Source organism: Streptomyces sp. NPDC020742 (assembly GCF_040641675.1).
In the GTDB taxonomy this organism is placed as follows: domain Bacteria; phylum Actinomycetota; class Actinomycetes; order Streptomycetales; family Streptomycetaceae; genus Streptomyces.
Genome location: NZ_JBFAEA010000033.1, coordinates 50560 through 67064, shown reverse-complemented (window position 1 = coordinate 67064; position 16505 = coordinate 50560). Strand labels below are relative to the sequence as shown.

Annotated in this window: 16 protein-coding genes and 1 rRNA gene; 13 read left to right on the top strand and 4 right to left on the bottom strand. The window is 71.5% G+C overall.

Annotation, left to right across the window (positions count from 1 at the left end; translation table 11 throughout):
• The 9 genes from rrf to AB0G84_RS33105 form a co-directional block, all read left to right on the top strand.
• Nucleotides 1-95, top strand: a 5S ribosomal RNA gene (rrf, locus tag AB0G84_RS33145); the annotation flags it as partial.
• 76 nt (nt 96-171) lie between these two features.
• On the top strand, nt 172-825 hold the full coding sequence (locus AB0G84_RS33140; protein ID WP_361329280.1) for an HAD family hydrolase: 654 nt from the start codon (nt 172-174) through the stop codon (nt 823-825).
• A gap of 144 nt (nt 826-969) precedes the next feature.
• Nucleotides 970-2238 (top strand): MFS transporter, encoded by a 1269-nt coding sequence (locus AB0G84_RS33135; RefSeq protein ID WP_361329277.1) that lies wholly within the window; start codon nt 970-972, stop codon nt 2236-2238.
• A complete protein-coding gene (locus tag AB0G84_RS33130) occupies nt 2207-3382 on the top strand; it encodes an acetoin utilization protein AcuC (protein WP_361329275.1) in 1176 nt (391 codons plus the stop codon). The genes AB0G84_RS33135 and AB0G84_RS33130 overlap by 32 nt, the downstream gene beginning before the upstream one ends.
• A gap of 174 nt (nt 3383-3556) precedes the next feature.
• The gene (locus AB0G84_RS33125) at nt 3557-4372 is read left to right on the top strand and encodes a phosphatase (RefSeq protein WP_361329272.1); all 816 of its coding nucleotides are present in this window, start codon (nt 3557-3559) and stop codon (nt 4370-4372) included.
• Nucleotides 4373-4500: 128 nt separating this feature from the next.
• Entirely contained in the window at nt 4501-4710 is a 210-nt protein-coding gene (locus AB0G84_RS33120; RefSeq protein WP_154073984.1) for a helix-turn-helix domain-containing protein, read from the top strand.
• A 120-nt stretch (nt 4711-4830) separates the two neighbouring features.
• Entirely contained in the window at nt 4831-4929 is a 99-nt protein-coding gene (locus AB0G84_RS33115) for an AURKAIP1/COX24 domain-containing protein (RefSeq protein WP_003948845.1), read from the top strand.
• A gap of 195 nt (nt 4930-5124) precedes the next feature.
• Nucleotides 5125-6171: an NAD-dependent epimerase/dehydratase family protein gene (locus tag AB0G84_RS33110; RefSeq protein ID WP_361329268.1), complete on the top strand. Its 1047-nt coding sequence runs from the start codon at nt 5125-5127 to the stop codon at nt 6169-6171.
• A 15-nt stretch (nt 6172-6186) separates the two neighbouring features.
• Nucleotides 6187-7179, top strand: coding sequence for a lysophospholipid acyltransferase family protein (locus AB0G84_RS33105; RefSeq protein ID WP_361329265.1), 993 nt, complete (start codon nt 6187-6189; stop codon nt 7177-7179).
• A gap of 64 nt (nt 7180-7243) precedes the next feature.
• On the opposite strand, the gene AB0G84_RS33100 is transcribed toward AB0G84_RS33105, so the two are convergent.
• The 4 genes from AB0G84_RS33100 to AB0G84_RS33085 form a co-directional block, all read right to left on the bottom strand.
• Nucleotides 7244-8455 carry a DUF5667 domain-containing protein gene (locus tag AB0G84_RS33100; protein WP_361329263.1) on the bottom strand — a complete coding sequence of 404 codons (1212 nt, stop codon included), beginning with the start codon at nt 8453-8455 and terminating at the stop codon, nt 7244-7246.
• 280 nt (nt 8456-8735) lie between these two features.
• Nucleotides 8736-9521: an ECF subfamily RNA polymerase sigma factor, BldN family gene (locus tag AB0G84_RS33095; protein WP_361329260.1), complete on the bottom strand. Its 786-nt coding sequence runs from the start codon at nt 9519-9521 to the stop codon at nt 8736-8738.
• A gap of 330 nt (nt 9522-9851) precedes the next feature.
• On the bottom strand, nt 9852-10802 hold the full coding sequence (locus AB0G84_RS33090; RefSeq protein WP_361329292.1) for an HAD-IB family hydrolase: 951 nt from the start codon (nt 10800-10802) through the stop codon (nt 9852-9854).
• 138 nt (nt 10803-10940) lie between these two features.
• Nucleotides 10941-11219: a glutaredoxin family protein gene (locus AB0G84_RS33085; RefSeq protein ID WP_361329257.1), complete on the bottom strand. Its 279-nt coding sequence runs from the start codon at nt 11217-11219 to the stop codon at nt 10941-10943.
• Between the two features lie 401 nt (nt 11220-11620).
• Here AB0G84_RS33085 and AB0G84_RS33080 point away from each other — a divergent pair, with 401 nt between their 5' ends.
• The 4 genes from AB0G84_RS33080 to AB0G84_RS33065 are packed head-to-tail and all read left to right on the top strand — an operon-like array spanning nt 11621 to nt 16453.
• The gene (locus AB0G84_RS33080; protein WP_361329254.1) at nt 11621-12400 is read left to right on the top strand and encodes a redox-sensing transcriptional repressor Rex; all 780 of its coding nucleotides are present in this window, start codon (nt 11621-11623) and stop codon (nt 12398-12400) included.
• On the top strand, nt 12397-13794 hold the full coding sequence (locus AB0G84_RS33075; protein ID WP_361329251.1) for a glutamyl-tRNA reductase: 1398 nt from the start codon (nt 12397-12399) through the stop codon (nt 13792-13794). The genes AB0G84_RS33080 and AB0G84_RS33075 overlap by 4 nt, the downstream gene beginning before the upstream one ends.
• Nucleotides 13791-14798 (top strand): hydroxymethylbilane synthase, encoded by a 1008-nt coding sequence (gene hemC, locus AB0G84_RS33070; protein ID WP_361329248.1) that lies wholly within the window; start codon nt 13791-13793, stop codon nt 14796-14798. The genes AB0G84_RS33075 and hemC overlap by 4 nt, the downstream gene beginning before the upstream one ends.
• On the top strand, nt 14795-16453 hold the full coding sequence (locus tag AB0G84_RS33065) for a bifunctional uroporphyrinogen-III C-methyltransferase/uroporphyrinogen-III synthase (protein ID WP_361329245.1): 1659 nt from the start codon (nt 14795-14797) through the stop codon (nt 16451-16453). The genes hemC and AB0G84_RS33065 overlap by 4 nt, the downstream gene beginning before the upstream one ends.
• Nucleotides 16454-16505 lie beyond the last annotated feature (52 nt).

Here is a 16505-nt window from a genome sequence, read left to right as displayed (position 1 = left end):
AAACGCCCGGTTACATTCCGAACCCGGAAGCTAAGCCTTTCAGCGCCGATGGTACTGCAGGGGGGACCCTGTGGGAGAGTAGGACGCCGCCGAACAATCATTGTGGGAAAGCCCCGCACCTTATGGTGCGGGGCTTTTCTGCGTTCTAGGGTCGCTGTACAGTCTCCCGGCGTGCGCTATGACCTGATCATTTTCGATAATGATGGCGTTCTGGTGGACAGCGAGCCGATCGCCAATCGGATTCTTGCCGGCCATCTGACCGAGCTGGGCCATCCCACCACCTACGAGGAGTCCCTCCGGGACTACATGGGCGGCGCCATGCACCGCATTCATGAGGCGGTGCTGGCACGGTCCGGCCGCCGGCTGCCGGACGACTTCGATGAGCTCTTTCACGCCCGGGTCTTCGCGGCGTTCCACCGGGAGCTGGAGCCGGTCACCGGTGTGGCGGAGGTCCTGGAGAAGCTGACCGCGGACGGGGTGCCGTACTGCGTGGCGTCGTCGGGCAGCCATGAGCGCATCCGGGTGACGCTGCGCCGGACAGGGCTCTTAGACCGGTTCGGCGCGGGGCACCTCTTTTCGTCCCAGGACGTCGGGCGGGGCAAGCCGGCGCCGGACCTCTTCCTGCATGCGGCGCGCGAGCGGGGCGTGGCGCCCGAGCGGTGTGCGGTGGTCGAGGACAGCCCGCTCGGGGTGCAGGCGGCGGTGGCTGCGGGGATGGACGTCTACGGGTTCACGGCGATGACGGCGCGGGAGAAGCTAGCGGAGGCCGGGGCCACCGCGCTGTTCGGACGGATGGCGGAGCTGCCCGATCTGCTGCTGTCCTAAGGGCTGTTCCGTAGGGGGCGCGGTGCGGGTGCGTCGGCCGGGGCGGGCGTGGTGCGCGATGCGGGATCACCCGGCGGACGGATGTCGGAATTGGTGTGTGATCCATCTATCCAGCGGTAGTGGTGAGTTCTAGTCTGGGCGGCCATGACGGCCCCTCTGGCACCGGGAGCGCAGCTGCGGCACGGCCGGGTCGCGCTCGCCCTCAGCTTCTTCGTCCAGGGCGCGGTCTTCGCTCTCCTGGTGACGCGGATACCGGCGATCCAGAGCCGGTACGGGATGTCGGACGGGCTGTTGCCAGTCTTCCTGGCGGCGGTGCCGGTCCTCGCGGGGGTCGGCAGCGTCGGCACCGAGCAGTTGGTGCGTCGGGTGCGCCCGGGGCGGGTGTTGCGGTGTGTGCAGCCGGTGGTGTGTCTGGCGCTGCTGGCCGTCGGGGCGGTGGCTTCGATGGCACAGGCGGCGGTGGCGCTGGCGGTGTTCGGGCTGTCGGTGGGGGCGTTGGACGCCTCGATGAACATGCTCGGGGTGAGCCTCCAGCGGGCGTACGGGCGGAGCATCATGCTCGGCTTCCACGCCGCGTACAGCCTGGGCGGCATCGTGGGTGCCTCGCTGGCCTGGGCGGGTGCGCACTGGCGGCTGTCGCTGGTGGTGCTGTACGGGCCGGTGGTGGCCGTCCTGGTGCCGCTGGCGCTGCTCGCTGGCCGGTGGTTCGTCGACCAGCGGCTCCCGGGCCAACAACCGGGGGACCAGCGGCCGGTCGGCGGCGAGCGGGCCGGGGAGGGGCGGGGCGGCGGCACCGTGCCCGTTTCGATGCGGCTGTTGCTGCCGCTGTGCCTGGTGATGGCGTTCGCGTACATCGGGGACTCGACGGTCTCCAACTGGAGCGCCACCTATCTGCAGGACGTCCTGGGGAGCTCCGAACAGCTCGCGACCGTCCCGTACAACGTCTATATGGTCACCACGCTGCTGGGGAGGGCAGTTGGCGACCTGGGGGTGCGGCGCTTCGGCGCGGTGGCGGTGGTGCGGTGCGGGACGGTGGTCGCGGCGGCCGGCTTCGCGGTGGTCGCGGCCGCGCCGGGTGCCTGGGCCGGGATGGCGGGGTTCACGCTGCTGGGGTTCGGGCTGTGTGTGATCGTGCCGCAGACCTTCGCCGCGGCCGGGCGCCTTGCGCACGAGAGCCACGGCCCGGGGACTTCGGACATGGCCATCGCCCGCCTCAATATCTTCAACTATGTGGGCTTTTTGATCGGCTCGCCGCTGGTCGGTGCGCTCGGTGCGGCGTGGAGCTATCGGGGGGCGATGCTCGTCCCCATGGCGCTTGTGCTGGTGACGCTCGTGTATGCCCGCTCGTTCGGGGCGCCGACGGACCGATACGGTGACGGGCATGAGCGGCCGCGCACAGCTGATGTGGGATGAGGCAGTAACGGGCTACGACTTCGGGTCCGGGCACCCGATGGATCCGGTACGGCTCGCGCTGACCATGCGTTTGGTGGAGGCGTTCGAGCTCGACCGCGGGCCCCTGGACGTGGTCGCGGCCAAGCCGGCCGGGGACTCCACGCTGCGGCTGGTGCACCGTGAGGACTACATCGCCGCGGTCCGCCGAGCCTCGGCCGATCCCGCCGCCGCGGACCTGTCGTACGGGCTGGGAACGGCGGACGACCCGGCGTTCGTGGGGATGCACGAGGCGTCCGCGCTGATCGCCGGGCAGTCGGTCGGTGCGGCGGAGGCCGTCTGGCGTGGCGATGCGGCGCACGCGGTCAACTTCGCCGGCGGGCTGCACCACGCGATGCCGGGCGGCGCGTCCGGGTTCTGCATCTACAACGACGCCTCGCTGGCCATCGCCCGGCTGCTGGAGCTGGGCGCCGAGCGGGTGGCGTACGTGGACGTGGACGTGCACCACGGCGACGGGGTGCAGGCGGCGTTCTGGGACGACCCGCGGGTCCTGACGATCTCGCTGCACGAGCATCCGCGGACCCTGTTCCCGCAGACCGGCTGGCCGGAGGAGACCGGCGGCCCGGGCGCCCCGGGCAGCGCGGTGAATGTGGCGCTGCCGGCCGGCACCGGTGACGAGGGCTGGCTGCGGGCCTTCCACGCGGTGGTGCCGGAGCTGCTGGAGGCCTTCCGCCCGCAGGCGATCGTGACCCAGCACGGTGCGGACACCCACTTCGAGGATCCGCTCGCCCACCTCGCGGTGAGCCTGGATGCCCAGCGGGCGGTCGCCGAGTCCTGCCATGCGCTGGCGCACGAGTACGCCGACGGGCGGTGGGTCGCACTCGGTGGCGGTGGCTATGCGGTGGTCGACGTGGTGCCGCGCAGCTGGACGCACCTGGCGGCGATCGCGGCGGGCCGGCCGATCGACCCGACCTCGATGGTGCCCGAGGCCTGGCGGCACGAAGTGTTCCGCCGTACCCGGCAGTTGGCGCCGCAGCGGATGACGGACGGGCGGACGCCGCAGTGGCGGAGCTTCGTCGACGACGGCTACGACCCGGCGGACCGGCTGGACCAGGCGGTGCTCGCCACCCGCCGGGCGGTGTTCCCGGCACACGGCCTGCTGCCCTAAGGGCAGTTCCCGTACGACGTGGCGCGGGCCCGGAGGGCTACGACGGGGCGCGGGCCCGGAGGGCTACGACGGGGCGCGGGCCCGGTGGACTTCGGAGTCGCCCCGGCCCACGGATGTGTGACTACCCGTCGGTTGGGGCACCCGTAGGGCGGCCGGCGGGCCAGCATGGTGCGGGTGTGGGGCACCGGGGAGCTGCGGGCGCATCTGGTCGAGGCTCGGCTCGCGGGGACGATCGCGACCGCGCGGGAGAAGAGCCTGGGACGCTACCGGCTCTTCGCGGCCCGCGATCCGCGGGTGCTGCTGGGGCTGGATCCCGAACGGGACTGGTCGTTCGGCGAAGTACTGCGACTGATGGGGCAGAAGTGCGGGGTTTCGGTCGATCCCGCACGCACTTCTGGTCCGGATGTGATCGATCCGGACCGTACGATCGCGGCACTCGACCGGTTCGCCGAGCGGATCGGTGAGGCGGCCGGACGTGGCGCGCCGGTGCTCCTGGGTACCGGACATCCGCACCCGCTGCTGGGCTTCTACGCCGCACTCGCAGACGGGCTCTCAGCGGCGGGCTGCCCCGTCCTCACCCCGGCGTATGGCTCCCGAGTCGACATAGCGACCCGGTTCGGCGTACGCACCGGCATCCTGGACTACGTACGGGGAGTCGCGATGATGCGAGAGGCCGGCGTGCGGGGCGCACCCGGGGCGGGGGGCGTACACACCCACTCTCCGCTCCCGGTACGGGCCGTTCTGGGGGCTGCCGCGGAGGCCGGAGGGCCGCTTCCGGAGCTGGTGATCGGGGACCACGGCTGGGTCTGCGGGGCAGGTCAGCTGGGCATCGGGGCGATCGGCCTGGCGGATGCGGACGATCCCGCGCCGTTCGTCGGGCAGGCGGAGGGGCGGGTCCTTGAGGTGGTGCCGCTCGATGACGGCGCGCAGGCCGCGTCCTACCGGCCGCTGGTCCGCTATGTACTTAATCGTGCGGATCTATCCCGGTAGGCGGCTGTTCGCTGCTCCTCTTCCCCACTCGCATCACCCGCCCCTAATCTGGGGAGTGAGCGCATAGCGACGAAGAGTCACCGGAGGGGAAGCCGGTGACCGTCTTATGCGGAAGGTGCAGGTGTGGCATGGCTGCAGAGCAGAGGCCTCTCAACGAGGTTGTGTTCCTCACCGTGGCGGAAGTTGCCACGGTGATGCGAGTGTCCAAGATGACCGTGTACCGCTTGGTGCACAGCGGTCATCTGCCCGCTATTCGCGTGGGGAGGTCGTTCCGGGTTCCGGAGCAGGCGGTGCACGACTATCTCCGTGAGTCCTTTGTGGGGGTGGAATCAGCCTGACGGGTCCGTCGTCGACCCTCGGATTACGTCGTTCGCCCGGCGCCGGGTAGGCTGGCCCGATGTAGGTAGTGTGGGCTCGGACGCCCCGCACCGAGTGATTCGAAGTGAGCGAGGGTAGTCGTGGGCTCTGTTATCAAGAAGCGGCGCAAGCGGATGGCCAAGAAGAAGCACCGCAAGCTGCTCAAGCGCACCCGTGTTCAGCGTCGTAACAAGAAGTAAGCGACGCTGATCGCGATTTCGCAGCCCCCCATCGCCTTGTGCGATCGGGGGCTGCGGCGCGTTGTGGGCCGTATGGACGGTGGTCGGTGGGAAATGTGCCCGCGGGCATCCTGCGGTCATCACTGCGCAACACCGACCCGATAGCGTGGGCGGCACAGCGGGGCCAGGGGATGCGGCGGGAAGGTAGGGCTGGACTTGGGCAAGGTCGTGCTCGTCACGGGAGCCGCACGGCAGCTGGGCGGCCGGTTCGTCCGCCGGATCCAGCGCGACCCGGACGTCGACCGGGTGATCGGGGTCGACGCCGTGCCACCGGAGCACCATCTGGGCGGCGCCGAATTCCTCAAGGCCGACATCCGGCACCCGGCGATCGCCCGGGTCCTGGCCGAGACGGGCGTCGACACCGTCGTCCACATGGACATCAACGGCACGCCGTTGGGCAAGCGCGGCGGGCGCGCCTCGGTGAAGGAAACCAACGTCATCGGGACGATGCAGCTGCTGGGCGCCTGCCAGAAGGCCCCGAACGTCCAGCGCGTGGTCGTCAAGTCCAGCACCAGCGTCTACGGCTCCGCGCCCCGGGACCCGGCCGTCTTCACTGAGACCACCACCCCCAAGTCGCTGCCCAGCGGCGGCTTCGCCAAGGACGTCGTCGAGGTCGAGGGGTACATCCGGGGCTTCGCCCGGCGCCGGCCCGACGTCGCGGTGTGCGTGCTGCGCTTCGCCAACATCCTCGGGCCGTGCGCGGACTCCCCGCTCGCCGAGTACTTCTCGCTGCCGGTGCTGCCCACCGTCCTCGGCTACGACCCGCGACTGCAGTTCGTCCATGAGGATGACGCCCTCGAGGTGCTGCGGATCGCCTCCTCCGCACCGCGCCGCGGCACGCTCAACAGCGGCACCTTCAACATCGCCGGGGACGGCGTACTGCTGCTCTCACAGACCTCCCGCCGGCTGGGGCGCCCCACCCTGCCGCTGTTCCTCCCGACGGTGAACTGGGCCGGTACGGCGCTGCGGGCCGTCGGCATCACCGACTTCTCGCCGGAACAGATCCGGCTGCTCACGCACGGCAGGGTCGTCGAGACGACGCAGATGCGCGAGACACTGGGGTTCCGTCCCAGATACACGACGGCGGAGACCTTCGCGGAATTCGCCCGCAGCCGCGGACCCGGGCTGCTGCCGCCCGAGTCCCTCGCCCGCACCGTCGACCGGCTCGCCGGCGTGCTCCCCGCACCCGGCCCGGGCCAGTAAAGGAGTTCACCCGCGATGGCGGACGCCAAGGTCATCCCCTTCGGCGAGGAGCCCCGGGCGCGCCGGAAGGCCCGCCGGGCCGGGCGCTCCGGGCGCGGCGCCGCGCTGGCGCCTGTACCGGAGGCCCGGACCGAGCACCCGCCGGCCTCGCCCCCGCCGCAGGGCCCGCGGTCCCTGGACGAGCGGATCGCCGGCGGGCTGGCGTTCCTGCGCCGGCGGATCACCGGCGACTACGAGGTCGACGACTTCGGTTACGACGAGGAGCTGACCGACCAGGTCCTGATGTCGCTGCTGCGGCCGCTGTACGACAAGTACTTCCGGGTCGAGGTCAAGGGCATCGAGAACATCCCCACGGACGGCGGGGCGCTGGTCGTGGCGAACCACTCCGGGACGCTGCCGCTGGACGGGTTGATGCTCCAGGTCGCGGTGCACGACAAGCACCCGGCGCAGCGTCATCTGCGGCTGCTGGCCGCCGACTTGGTGTTCGTCCTGCCGGTGATAAACGAACTCGCGCGGAAGGCCGGGCACACCCTCGCCTGTGCGGAGGACGCTCAGCGGCTGCTGGAGCGCGGTGAGATCGTCGGGGTGATGCCGGAGGGCTTCAAGGGCATCGGCAAGCCCTTCTCGGACCGCTACAAGCTCCAGCGCTTCGGGCGCGGCGGTTTCGTCTCGACGGCGCTGAAGGCCGGGGTGCCGATCGTGCCGTGCTCGATCGTGGGCGCGGAGGAGATCTACCCGATGATCGGGAACGCCAAGACGCTGGCGCGGGTGCTGGGGCTGCCGTACTTCCCGGTCACGCCGACGTTCCCGTGGCTGGGGCCGCTGGGCGGGGTGCCGTTGCCGACGAAGTGGACGATCCAGTTCGGTGAGCCGATCCCGACGGACGGCTATCCGCCGGAGGCGGCGGACGATCCGATGCTGATGTTCAACCTGACCGACCAGGTGCGGGAGACGATCCAGCACACGCTGTACAAGCTGCTGGTGCAGCGGCGCTCGGTGTTCTTCTGAGCGGTGTGCTTCCGGAGAGGTCTCTCCGGAAGCACACCGAGCGCCACGGGGGCGGACACGCCCGCTACTTGGGCAGGTCCTCGCCGTCGATGCCCAGGTCGGGCAGCAGGCCCGGGAGCAGCGGGGGCAGCGTGACATCGGGCTGGCCGCCGGTGTGCCGGCCGCCGCCGTGCGCGCCGTCGTGCGGTGCCGGGCTGCTGCCCTTGCCCGTGGGGCCGAGCAGCCCGCCGGTGTTGCCGCCGAGCAGGCCGTCCTCCTGGGACGGTGAGGCCGACGGGCGGTGGCCGTGCGCGCCGCCGGCGTGCTTGCCGGAGGAGGCACCGCGGTCGGACGGCGCCGGGCGCCCCTCGGGACCGGAGCCGTTGCCGGCGGAGGGCGGTGTGGCGCGGTGGTGGCTCCTGCCGCCCGGTGCGGGCGGCAGCAGCGGACGGAGCGGACCGACCTCTTCGTCTATGGCGTCGAAGACCGAACTGACCTTGTCCCGGACGTCCATGAGCTGCACCGGGAGCTTCTCGCGCAGCTGCGACCAGGTGCCGCGGTGGGACCTGGTGAAGGAGTTCAGCGCCTGGATGGGGCCGAGCGAGCCGTCGCGCTCGTACGCCTGGTGCAGCAGGCGGTGGCCCTCGCCCGCGTCGTGGGTGACGCCGGAGAGCGCCTTGCGGACCTCGCCCAGCGACTCGTGGTCGAGGTCGGCGACCCGGCCGCGCTCCAGCAGCCGACGGGCCTCCATCATGCGGGTGGAGGCCTGGTCGAGGAGCATCTGACCGCGGTCGGCGTCATCGTCGGCCATGCCGAGCCGGAAGTCCTCCATGCCGCGTTTGAGGCCGTAGAGGGAGTCTCCCGGGAGGGCGTCGGAGCTGGCCGCGGCGACGCCGCTGAAGGCTCCCGCGGCGACCCCGACCGTCAGCCCGCCCGCTGCCAGCCCCTTGGAGAGGCGGGAGCGCGGTCGCAGTTTGCCGATCGACTTCGCGGCGCGGTGCGCGCCTCTGTGCTCCCGTTGCTCGGGCACCCGGACGCCGTCGGACGGAGCGCCTTCGGCGAAGGCGGCCTCCATCGCGGCGACGAGCTGGGCACGCTGGACAGTCTTGACCTCGGCAGCCATCTCCGGCCTCGGGAGCCTCCCGAGGCCGTCGGCGACCGCCAACAGCCGTGCTTCGCCCGGCGCCTGCGTCGGACTGTCGACCTGGTCCTCGGCCGCCGCGCCCTCGAGGACCTGCTCCTCCAGGGCCTGGGCGAAGGCGTTGGCCCGCCGGTGCACCGAGACATTCGCGATCACGGGCGGCACCTCCTCTCGTCATCCCGCTCGACTCCCCGGACTGGCTTTGACTATCCAGACGGGCCGGACGGTTGCACGCCATGTCCGAGGCCACTCGATCGAGTGAGGGGCGGCGGGCATGGCGTGACCGCATGGAGCCTGCATTCCGCACAACGAGCGGCGCGGCACTCGGGTTACGCACTCACGATGATCTGACCGACCGGACATGGGTGATCGCCAAGGGTGAGGGGAACGGTGCGTGCGGACGGGCTCGGAAGCGGCGTACGGGGGGTGGTCGGGGTCAGCGGGCGTCTTCGGGGAGGAGGCGCGCCAGGGTGCGGACGGCGCGGTACTGGAGGGTCTTGATCGCGCCCTCGTTCTTGCCCATGACGCGGGCGGTCTCGGCGACCGAGAGGCCCTGCAGGAACCGCAGCGTGACGCATTCCTGCTGTTGGGGGTTGAGCTTGCGTACCGCCTCCAACAGGGCGGCGTTGGAGAGGGATTCGAGGACCGACTCCTCGGGGCTGCGCTCGACCTCGTTGGCGTCGAGCATCTCTCCGGTGGTGACTTCCAGGCGGAAGCGCGAGGACTTGAAGTGGTCGGCGACGAGATTGCGGGCGATGGTCACCAGCCAGGCGCCGAAATCGCGGCCCTGCCAGGTGAAGGTGCCGATCCGGCGCAGGGCCCGCAGAAAGGTCTCGCTGGTGAGGTCCTCGGCCGTGGCGCGGCCACCCACGCGGTAGTAGATGTAGCGGTAGACCGTGTCGGCGTACTGGTCGTAGAGGCGGCCGAAGGCCTCGGCCTCGCCGGCCTGGGCGCGCTCGACGAGGTCCATCATGCGACGGCTGTCGCTGTCGGCGGGGCGCCGGGCGGTGGCGGTGCCGGCACCGGAGCGGCGGGTTCTGCCGGCAGTCTTGCCGACCGCAGCGCTCCCGTCGGCCAGGGCGTAGCAGGGGCCGGCAGCGGGGACGGCTGAGGCGAAAGCGGGGACGGCGTACGCGGTGGGGACAAAACTGCGCAGGTGGTCGACGAGTGTCGTACGCAGCGTAGCCAGGCCCGAGGCGTCAACCCCGACGTGTGGGTACACGGGACTCCCAGAGGCAGAGCTTCCATCACGTGCAGTGCGGGACCGTTCACTCGTCGTAGGGACGTGTGGGTTCCGGATTGCGTCTGAGGAGAATAACGCTTCGTACAGGCAGCGCTACACCCAGTTGCTCAAATCATCGATTACTTACGGTCCGTGCCGGGTTGGTGGCAGATCAAGTATCGAATACTGAGCAACTATTGATCGGAAGGGAACGCAATCTGCCTGGTTGGAGGGCGTGTTGTGGCTAACCGTCAGGAAGGGGACTGACGGGGCGGCGCGGGGGGTAGGGACCGGGGATGGCCGGCCGCGCCGCTGTGTGATCAGGCCTGGTCAGCGGCGTCGGCGCTGGAGCGCGACGGCCGCCGCCGCGCCGCCCGCGAGGGCGCCCACTCCGGCCGCCGCCGGGATGCCGATCTTGGCCGCCTTGCGGCCGGTGCGGTAGTCGCGCAGCCGCCAGCCGTGTTCCCGGGCGTGCTTGCGCAGCCGGCTGTCGGGGTTGATGGCGTACGGGTGCCCGACGAGCGAGAGCATCGGGATGTCGTTGGCCGAATCGCTGTAGGCGGCGCAGTGCGACAGGTCCAGGCCCTCGGCCGCGGCCAGGGCGCGGACCGCCTCGGCCTTGGCCGGGCCGTGCAGCGGCTCGCCGACCAGCTTGCCGGTGTAGACGCCGCCCACGGACTCCGCGACGGTGCCCAGCGCGCCGGTCAGGCCGAGCCGGCGGGCGATGATGGTGGCGGTCTCCACGGGGGCCGCGGTCACCAGCCAGACCTTCTGGCCGGCGTCGAGGTGTGCCTGGGCCAGGGCGCGGGTGCCCGGCCAGACCCGCTCGGCCATGTACTCGTCGTAGATCTCCTCGCCGATGGACATCAGCTCCGCGACGCGGTGGCCCTGGACGATGGAGAGCGCGCTGTTGCGGACGTCCGCCATGTGCTCGGGGTTCTCCGAGCCGGCCAGCCGGAAGTAGATCTGCTGCCAGGCGAAGCGGGCCAGGTCGCGCTTGTGGAAGAAGTGCCGCTTGTACAGGCCGCGGCCGAAGTGGAAGAGCGCGGCGCCCTGCATGACGGTGTTGTCGAGGTCGAAGAAGGCGGCGGCCGCGGTGTCCCCGACGACCGGGAATTCGGGCTCGGCCGGGGTCTGCTCGGTGGGCTGCTCCTCCTCGGCCTCCTGCGAGGACTTGCGGGCAGCCTCGGCCGCGGCCTCGCCGGCCAGCACGCTGCGGGCCGTGGCGGGTCGTCGGCGGCGGGGGATCCAGCCCAGGTCGAAGAGCGCCCCGGAGGGCATCCAGCCGGATCGGCGAGCGGGCGACATGGCGCTAGCGTAGCCAGTTTGTTCGGTGCTTCCGGTTACGGGCGCGTGTCAGGAGGGCTTGGGGCGCGGGACGGGCGCATTACGGCCACGTCCTGGGCCCCACCGCCGGCCTCAGGCGCCGAGGGCCGCACGCAGCCGCTTGGGGTCCACCCGCCAGAAGTCGTGCTGGGCGCCGTCGACGAGGACGACCGGAATCTGCTCCCAGTACTTCCGGTGCAGCTCGGCGTCCTGGGTGATGTCCTTCCGCTCCCAGGACGCGCCGGTCTCGGCGCAGACCTTCTCGATCACCGCCTGTGCGTCGTCGCAGAGGTGGCAGCCCGGCTTGCCGACGAGGGTGACCAGCCGGTCGGCGGGGCTCTTGCGGGGGCTGCGGCTGAACAGAGGGGCCATGGGCCCATTGTGCCGGGTGACGGAAGGGGCCGGAGGGGCGCGAGGTCGCTTACCATCGATGGGCGATTTGTAGGTTTCCGGGGGTATGGAGCCCGCCGGGCGGGTCGGGGCGAGCGGGCTTCGCCCCGTCTGACGGGCCGGGACCGAGCGGGTCCCGCGGTGAGGAGTGAGGGCGCGTGCTCCCGTTGGTGCTGCCGTGTTTTCAGGGTGGCGCGAGCGAACGGCGTGACGTGGGAGTTGGTTCCGCGAAGCCCCGTAAAAGCCGCGTGACCCCTATCACTTTGGCCGGACAAAGCGGACACCATCTTTGTGCACGCGTTCACAAAGACATAGCCTGCAGAAGACAGGGCGGTCGGGTTCCGTACGGGCGCCCGCAGCCCCGCTCTACCCGCAGGAGCACCGTGGCAACTGGCCGAACTCACCGACCGGCGACCCGAAGCCGAGGGATCCCCGAGGCCACCGTCGCCCGTCTTCCGCTGTATCTGCGCGCGCTGACCGCGCTCTCCGAGCGTTCGGTCCCCACGGTCTCCTCCGAGGAGCTCGCCGCGGCGGCGGGGGTCAACTCCGCCAAGCTGCGCAAGGACTTCTCCTACCTCGGCTCCTACGGGACCCGAGGTGTCGGCTACGACGTGGAGTACCTCGTCTACCAGATCTCCCGTGAACTGGGGCTGACGCAGGACTGGCCGGTCGTCATCGTCGGTATCGGTAACCTCGGCGCCGCGCTGGCCAACTACGGTGGGTTCGCCTCCAGGGGCTTCCGGGTCGCCGCGTTGATAGACGCCGACCCGGCCATGGCCGGTAAGCCGGTCGCCGGCATCGCGGTGCAGCACACCGACGAGCTGGAGCACATCATCGAGAGCAACGGCGTGTCGATCGGTGTGATCGCCACGCCGGCCGGGGCCGCCCAGCAGGTCTGCGACCGCCTGGTCGCCGCCGGTGTCACCTCGATCCTCAACTTCGCGCCGACCGTGCTGACCGTCCCCGACGGGGTGGACGTGCGGAAGGTCGACCTGTCGATAGAGCTGCAGATCCTCGCCTTCCACGAGCAGCGCAAGGCGGGCGAGGACGGCGGACCGGAGGCCGGCACGCCGGCCGGGCCCGCCGTGGCGGGCGAGGCCGCCGCCATCCGCCGCGACCGCAAGGGACCTGACGGGGACGTGCCCGCCGTGATGCCGGCATGAGCCTGTTGGTCGTCGGACTGAGCCACCGCAGCGCGCCGGTGAGCGTGCTGGAGCGGGCCGCGCTGGCCCCGGAGGCGCGCGGCAAGCTGCTGCAGGACGCGGTGTCGGCCGAGCCGGTCACCGAGTCCGCGGTGCTGTCCACCTGCAACCGCATCGAGCTCTACGCCGACGTGGACAAGTTCCACGCCGGTGTCGCCGAGCTGTCCACCCTGCTGGCCCGGCACAGCGGCGTCGGCCTGGAGGAGCTCACCCCCTACCTCTACGTCCACTACGAGGACCGCGCCGTCCACCACCTGTTCTCGGTGGCCTGCGGCCTGGACTCGATGGTCGTCGGCGAGGGCCAGATCCTCGGCCAGATCAAGGACGCGCTGGCCGTCGCCCAGGAGCTGCACACCGCTGGGCGGCTGCTGAACGACCTGTTCCAGCAGGCGCTGCGGGTCGGCAAGCGCGCCCACAGTGAGACCGGCATCGACAAGGCCGGCCAGTCGCTGGTCACCTTCGGCCTGGAGCAGCTCGCGGCCGGGGCGGACGTGACCGACTGGGCGCGCGGCAAGCGGGCGCTGGTCATTGGGGCCGGCTCGATGTCGTCGCTGGCCGCCACCACCCTGGTTCGCAACGGCATCGGCGAGCTGGCCGTGGTCAACCGCACCGTCGAGCGCGCCGAGCGGCTCGTGCAGATCCTCACCGAGCCCGGCGGGCCCGGCGCGGCCACCGGGCTGCGCGCCCGCGCGGCGGCGATGAGCTGTGTGGAGCACGAGCTCGCGGTCGCCGACATCGTGGTGTCCTGCACCGGCGCGACCGGACTGCTGCTGACCGGCGGCATGATCGAGGCCGCGCTGCAGGGCCGGGACGACGCGCTGTACCTGCTCGACCTCGCCATGCCGCGGGACATAGACGCCGCGGTCCACCGGATCGAGGGCGCGCACCTGGTCGACATCGAGTCGCTGGCCGACGCCTCCGCCACGGCCGCGGACCAGCCGACCCCGTCGTCGGCGGCGCCGGTGGCGGCCGACGTGGACCTGGTGCGCGGCATCGTCTCCGACGAGGTGGCCGCCTTCGGCGCCGCCCAGCGCGCCGCGCACATCACCCCCACCGTGGTCGCCCTGCGCACCATGGCCGCGGACGTCGTCAGCAGCGAGATCGCCCGGCTCGACGGCCGCCTCCCCGACCTGGACGACAAGCAGCGCGCCGAGATCACCCAGACCGTGCGCCGGGTCGTCGACAAGCTCCTGCACGCGCCGACCGTGCGGGTCAAGCAGCTGGCCAGCGAGCCCGGCGGTGCCGGGTACGCGGACGCGCTGCGCGAACTGTTCGACCTCGACCCGCAGACGGTCGCCGCCGTCAGCCGGGCCGACACGCGCGGCGGCAGCCAGGAAGCACGGGAGCGGGCATGAACGACAGCACCACAAGACCACTGCGACTGGGCACCCGGCGCAGCCAGCTCGCCATGGCCCAGTCCGGCCAGGTGGCCGAGGCGGTCCGCGAACTGACCGGGCGCCCCGTCGAGCTGGTGGAGATCACCACCTACGGCGACACCTCCCGCGAGCACCTCGCGCAGATCGGCGGCACCGGCGTGTTCGTCTCCGCGCTGCGCGACGCGCTGCTCGCCGGTGAGATCGACTTCGCCGTGCACTCGCTCAAGGACCTGCCCACCGCGCAGCCCGAGGCCCTGGCCCTGGCGGCGGTCCCGCCACGGGAGGACCCCCGTGATGCGCTGATAGCCCGGGACGGGCTCACCTTCGAGGAGCTGACCGCCGACCCGGAGCGCATCGCCCGGATCGGCACCGGCTCCCCGCGGCGGATGGCGCAGCTGCACGCCTGGGCCCGCTCCCTGGGCCGGCACATCGAAACCGTGCCGATACGCGGGAACATCGACACCCGCATCGGCTTCGTCGAGAAGGGTGAGCTGGACGCGGTCGTGCTGGCCGCCGCCGGACTCACCCGCATCGGCCGGATCGACGAGGCGACGCAAGCGCTGTCGCCCGACGTGGTTTTGCCCGCCCCCGGCCAGGGGGCACTGGCGATCGAGTGCGCTGCCGCCAACGCAGACCTCGTCGCTGCGCTCGCCGAGCTCGACGACCCGGGTACCCGGGCCGCCGTGACCGCCGAGCGGTCCCTGCTCGCCGCCCTGGAGGCCGGCTGCTCCGCACCCGTGGGAGCACTGGCCGACCTCTCCCCAAGCGGAGGCCCCAAGGCCGATGAGCAGGCTGTCACCGAATTGCATCTGCGCGGTGTCGTCGGCACGACCGACGGCAGCACGCTGGTGCAGATGTCCACCACCGGGCACGTACCCGCCTCTCTCGACGATGAGTCGACCCCGCTGAACCTGGGTCGCGAACTCGCCGCCGAGATGCTCGCAAAGGGTGCGGCCGGTCTTATGGGGGAGCGAGCACTTTGAACCCCACCGCCCCTAACCATTCCGCCTCCGGTCAGGTCACCTTCCTCGGTGCCGGGCCCGGTGACCCGGGACTGCTGACGTTGCGTGCCGTGGAGGCGCTGGCCTCCGCGGACGTACTGATCGCTGACCCCCAGGTGCTGGACGTCGTGCGTGTGCATGCGCGCGCACAGGTGGACACACCACTGCAGGCGTCAGCTGACGAGGCGTCAAACCCCGTCGCCCCGAATGGCGTTTCCCCCCTTCGGGACACCGCCAATCTTGTCATGACGGCCGCCCGCGCGGGCAAGCGGGTCGTCCGTGCGGTCACCGGCGACCCCGGCCTGGACGGCAATGTCGCCCAGGAGATGTTGGCCTGCGCCGCCGAGGGCATCGTCTTCGAGGTCGTACCGGGCGTCGCCGCCGCGGTCGGCGTACCCGCGTACGCCGGTGTGCCGCTGCGGGACGCCGAGGGCACGGACGTCCGCTTCGTCGACGCCCGCACCGCCGACGACCGGTGCTGGGCCGAGCTGGGCACCAGCGACGCCACCGCGGTGGTCTCCACCACGCTGGACGCGGTGGCCGCCGCGGCCGGTGAGCTGGTCTCCGCGGGCCGCAAGCCGGACACCCCGCTGACCGTCACGGTCGCCGGCACCACCACCCGGCAGCGCACCTGGACCGCCACCCTCGGCTCCATCGCCCAGGTGCTGAAGGCCGCCAAGGTGCTGCCCTCGCCCGACGGCGGTCAGTCGGTCATAGCCGTGGTCGGTGAGCGCAGTGCCGCGGCCCAGCGCGACCGCCTCTCGTGGTTCGAGTCCAAGCCGCTGTTCGGCTGGCGGGTACTCGTGCCGCGGACGAAGGAGCAGGCCGCGTCGCTCTCCGACCAGCTGGTCTCGTACGGCGCGGTGTCGCACGAGGTCCCGACCATCGCCGTGGAGCCGCCGCGTACCCCGCAGCAGATGGAGCGCGCGGTCAAGGGACTGGTCACCGGGCGCTACGAGTGGATCGCCTTCACCTCGGTCAACGCCGTCAAGGCGGTCCGGGAGAAGTTCGAGGAGTACGGCCTGGACGCCCGGGCGTTCGCCGGGATCAAGGTCGCCGCGGTCGGCGAGCAGACCGCCAAGGCGCTGGTGGCCTTCGGTGTGAAGCCCGACCTGGTGCCGAGCGGTGAGCAGTCGGCCGCCGGTCTGCTGGAGGACTGGCCGCCCTACGACCCGGTCTTCGACCCGATCGACCGCGTCTTCCTGCCGCGGGCCGACATCGCCACCGAGACCCTGGTCGCCGGCCTGATCGAGCTGGGCTGGGAGGTCGACGACGTCACCGCCTACCGGACGGTGCGCGCCTCGCCGCCGCCGGCCGAGACCCGGGAAGCGATCAAGGGCGGTGGCTTCGACGCGGTGCTGTTCACGTCGTCGAGCACCGTGCGGAACCTGGTCGGCATCGCGGGCAAGCCGCACAACGTGACGGTCATTGCCTGTATCGGTCCGGCCACCGCCAAGACCGCCGAGGAGCACGGGCTGCGGGTGGATGTCATGTCGCCCGAGCCGTCGGTGCACAAGCTGGCCGAAGCGCTCGCGGACTTCGGTGCGGCGCGGCGCGATGCCGCGATCGCGGCCGGTGACCCGGTGACCCGGCCGAGCGAGCGGCGGCCGGGGTCGCGTCGGCGGGCCCGTAGCTGATCGGCTGTACGTACGGCTTTGAAGGGCGCCTCCTTGCGGGGCGCCCTTCTGC

Bases quoted from the DNA above. Each gene is read 5' to 3' on its own strand.
- AB0G84_RS33135 (WP_361329277.1), top strand. From the start codon at position 970: ATGACGGCCCCTCTGGCACCGGGAGCGCAGCTGCGGCACGGCCGGGTC.
- AB0G84_RS33130 (WP_361329275.1), top strand. From the start codon at position 2,207: ATGAGCGGCCGCGCACAGCTGATGTGGGATGAGGCAGTAACGGGCTAC.
- AB0G84_RS33120 (WP_154073984.1), top strand. From the start codon at position 4,501: ATGGCTGCAGAGCAGAGGCCTCTCAACGAGGTTGTGTTCCTCACCGTG.
- AB0G84_RS33105 (WP_361329265.1), top strand. From the start codon at position 6,187: ATGGCGGACGCCAAGGTCATCCCCTTCGGCGAGGAGCCCCGGGCGCGC.
- AB0G84_RS33090 (WP_361329292.1), bottom strand. From the start codon at position 10,802: ATGCCCTCCGGGGCGCTCTTCGACCTGGGCTGGATCCCCCGCCGCCGA.
- AB0G84_RS33085 (WP_361329257.1), bottom strand. From the start codon at position 11,219: ATGGCCCCTCTGTTCAGCCGCAGCCCCCGCAAGAGCCCCGCCGACCGG.
- AB0G84_RS33075 (WP_361329251.1), top strand. From the start codon at position 12,397: ATGAGCCTGTTGGTCGTCGGACTGAGCCACCGCAGCGCGCCGGTGAGC.
- hemC (WP_361329248.1), top strand. From the start codon at position 13,791: ATGAACGACAGCACCACAAGACCACTGCGACTGGGCACCCGGCGCAGC.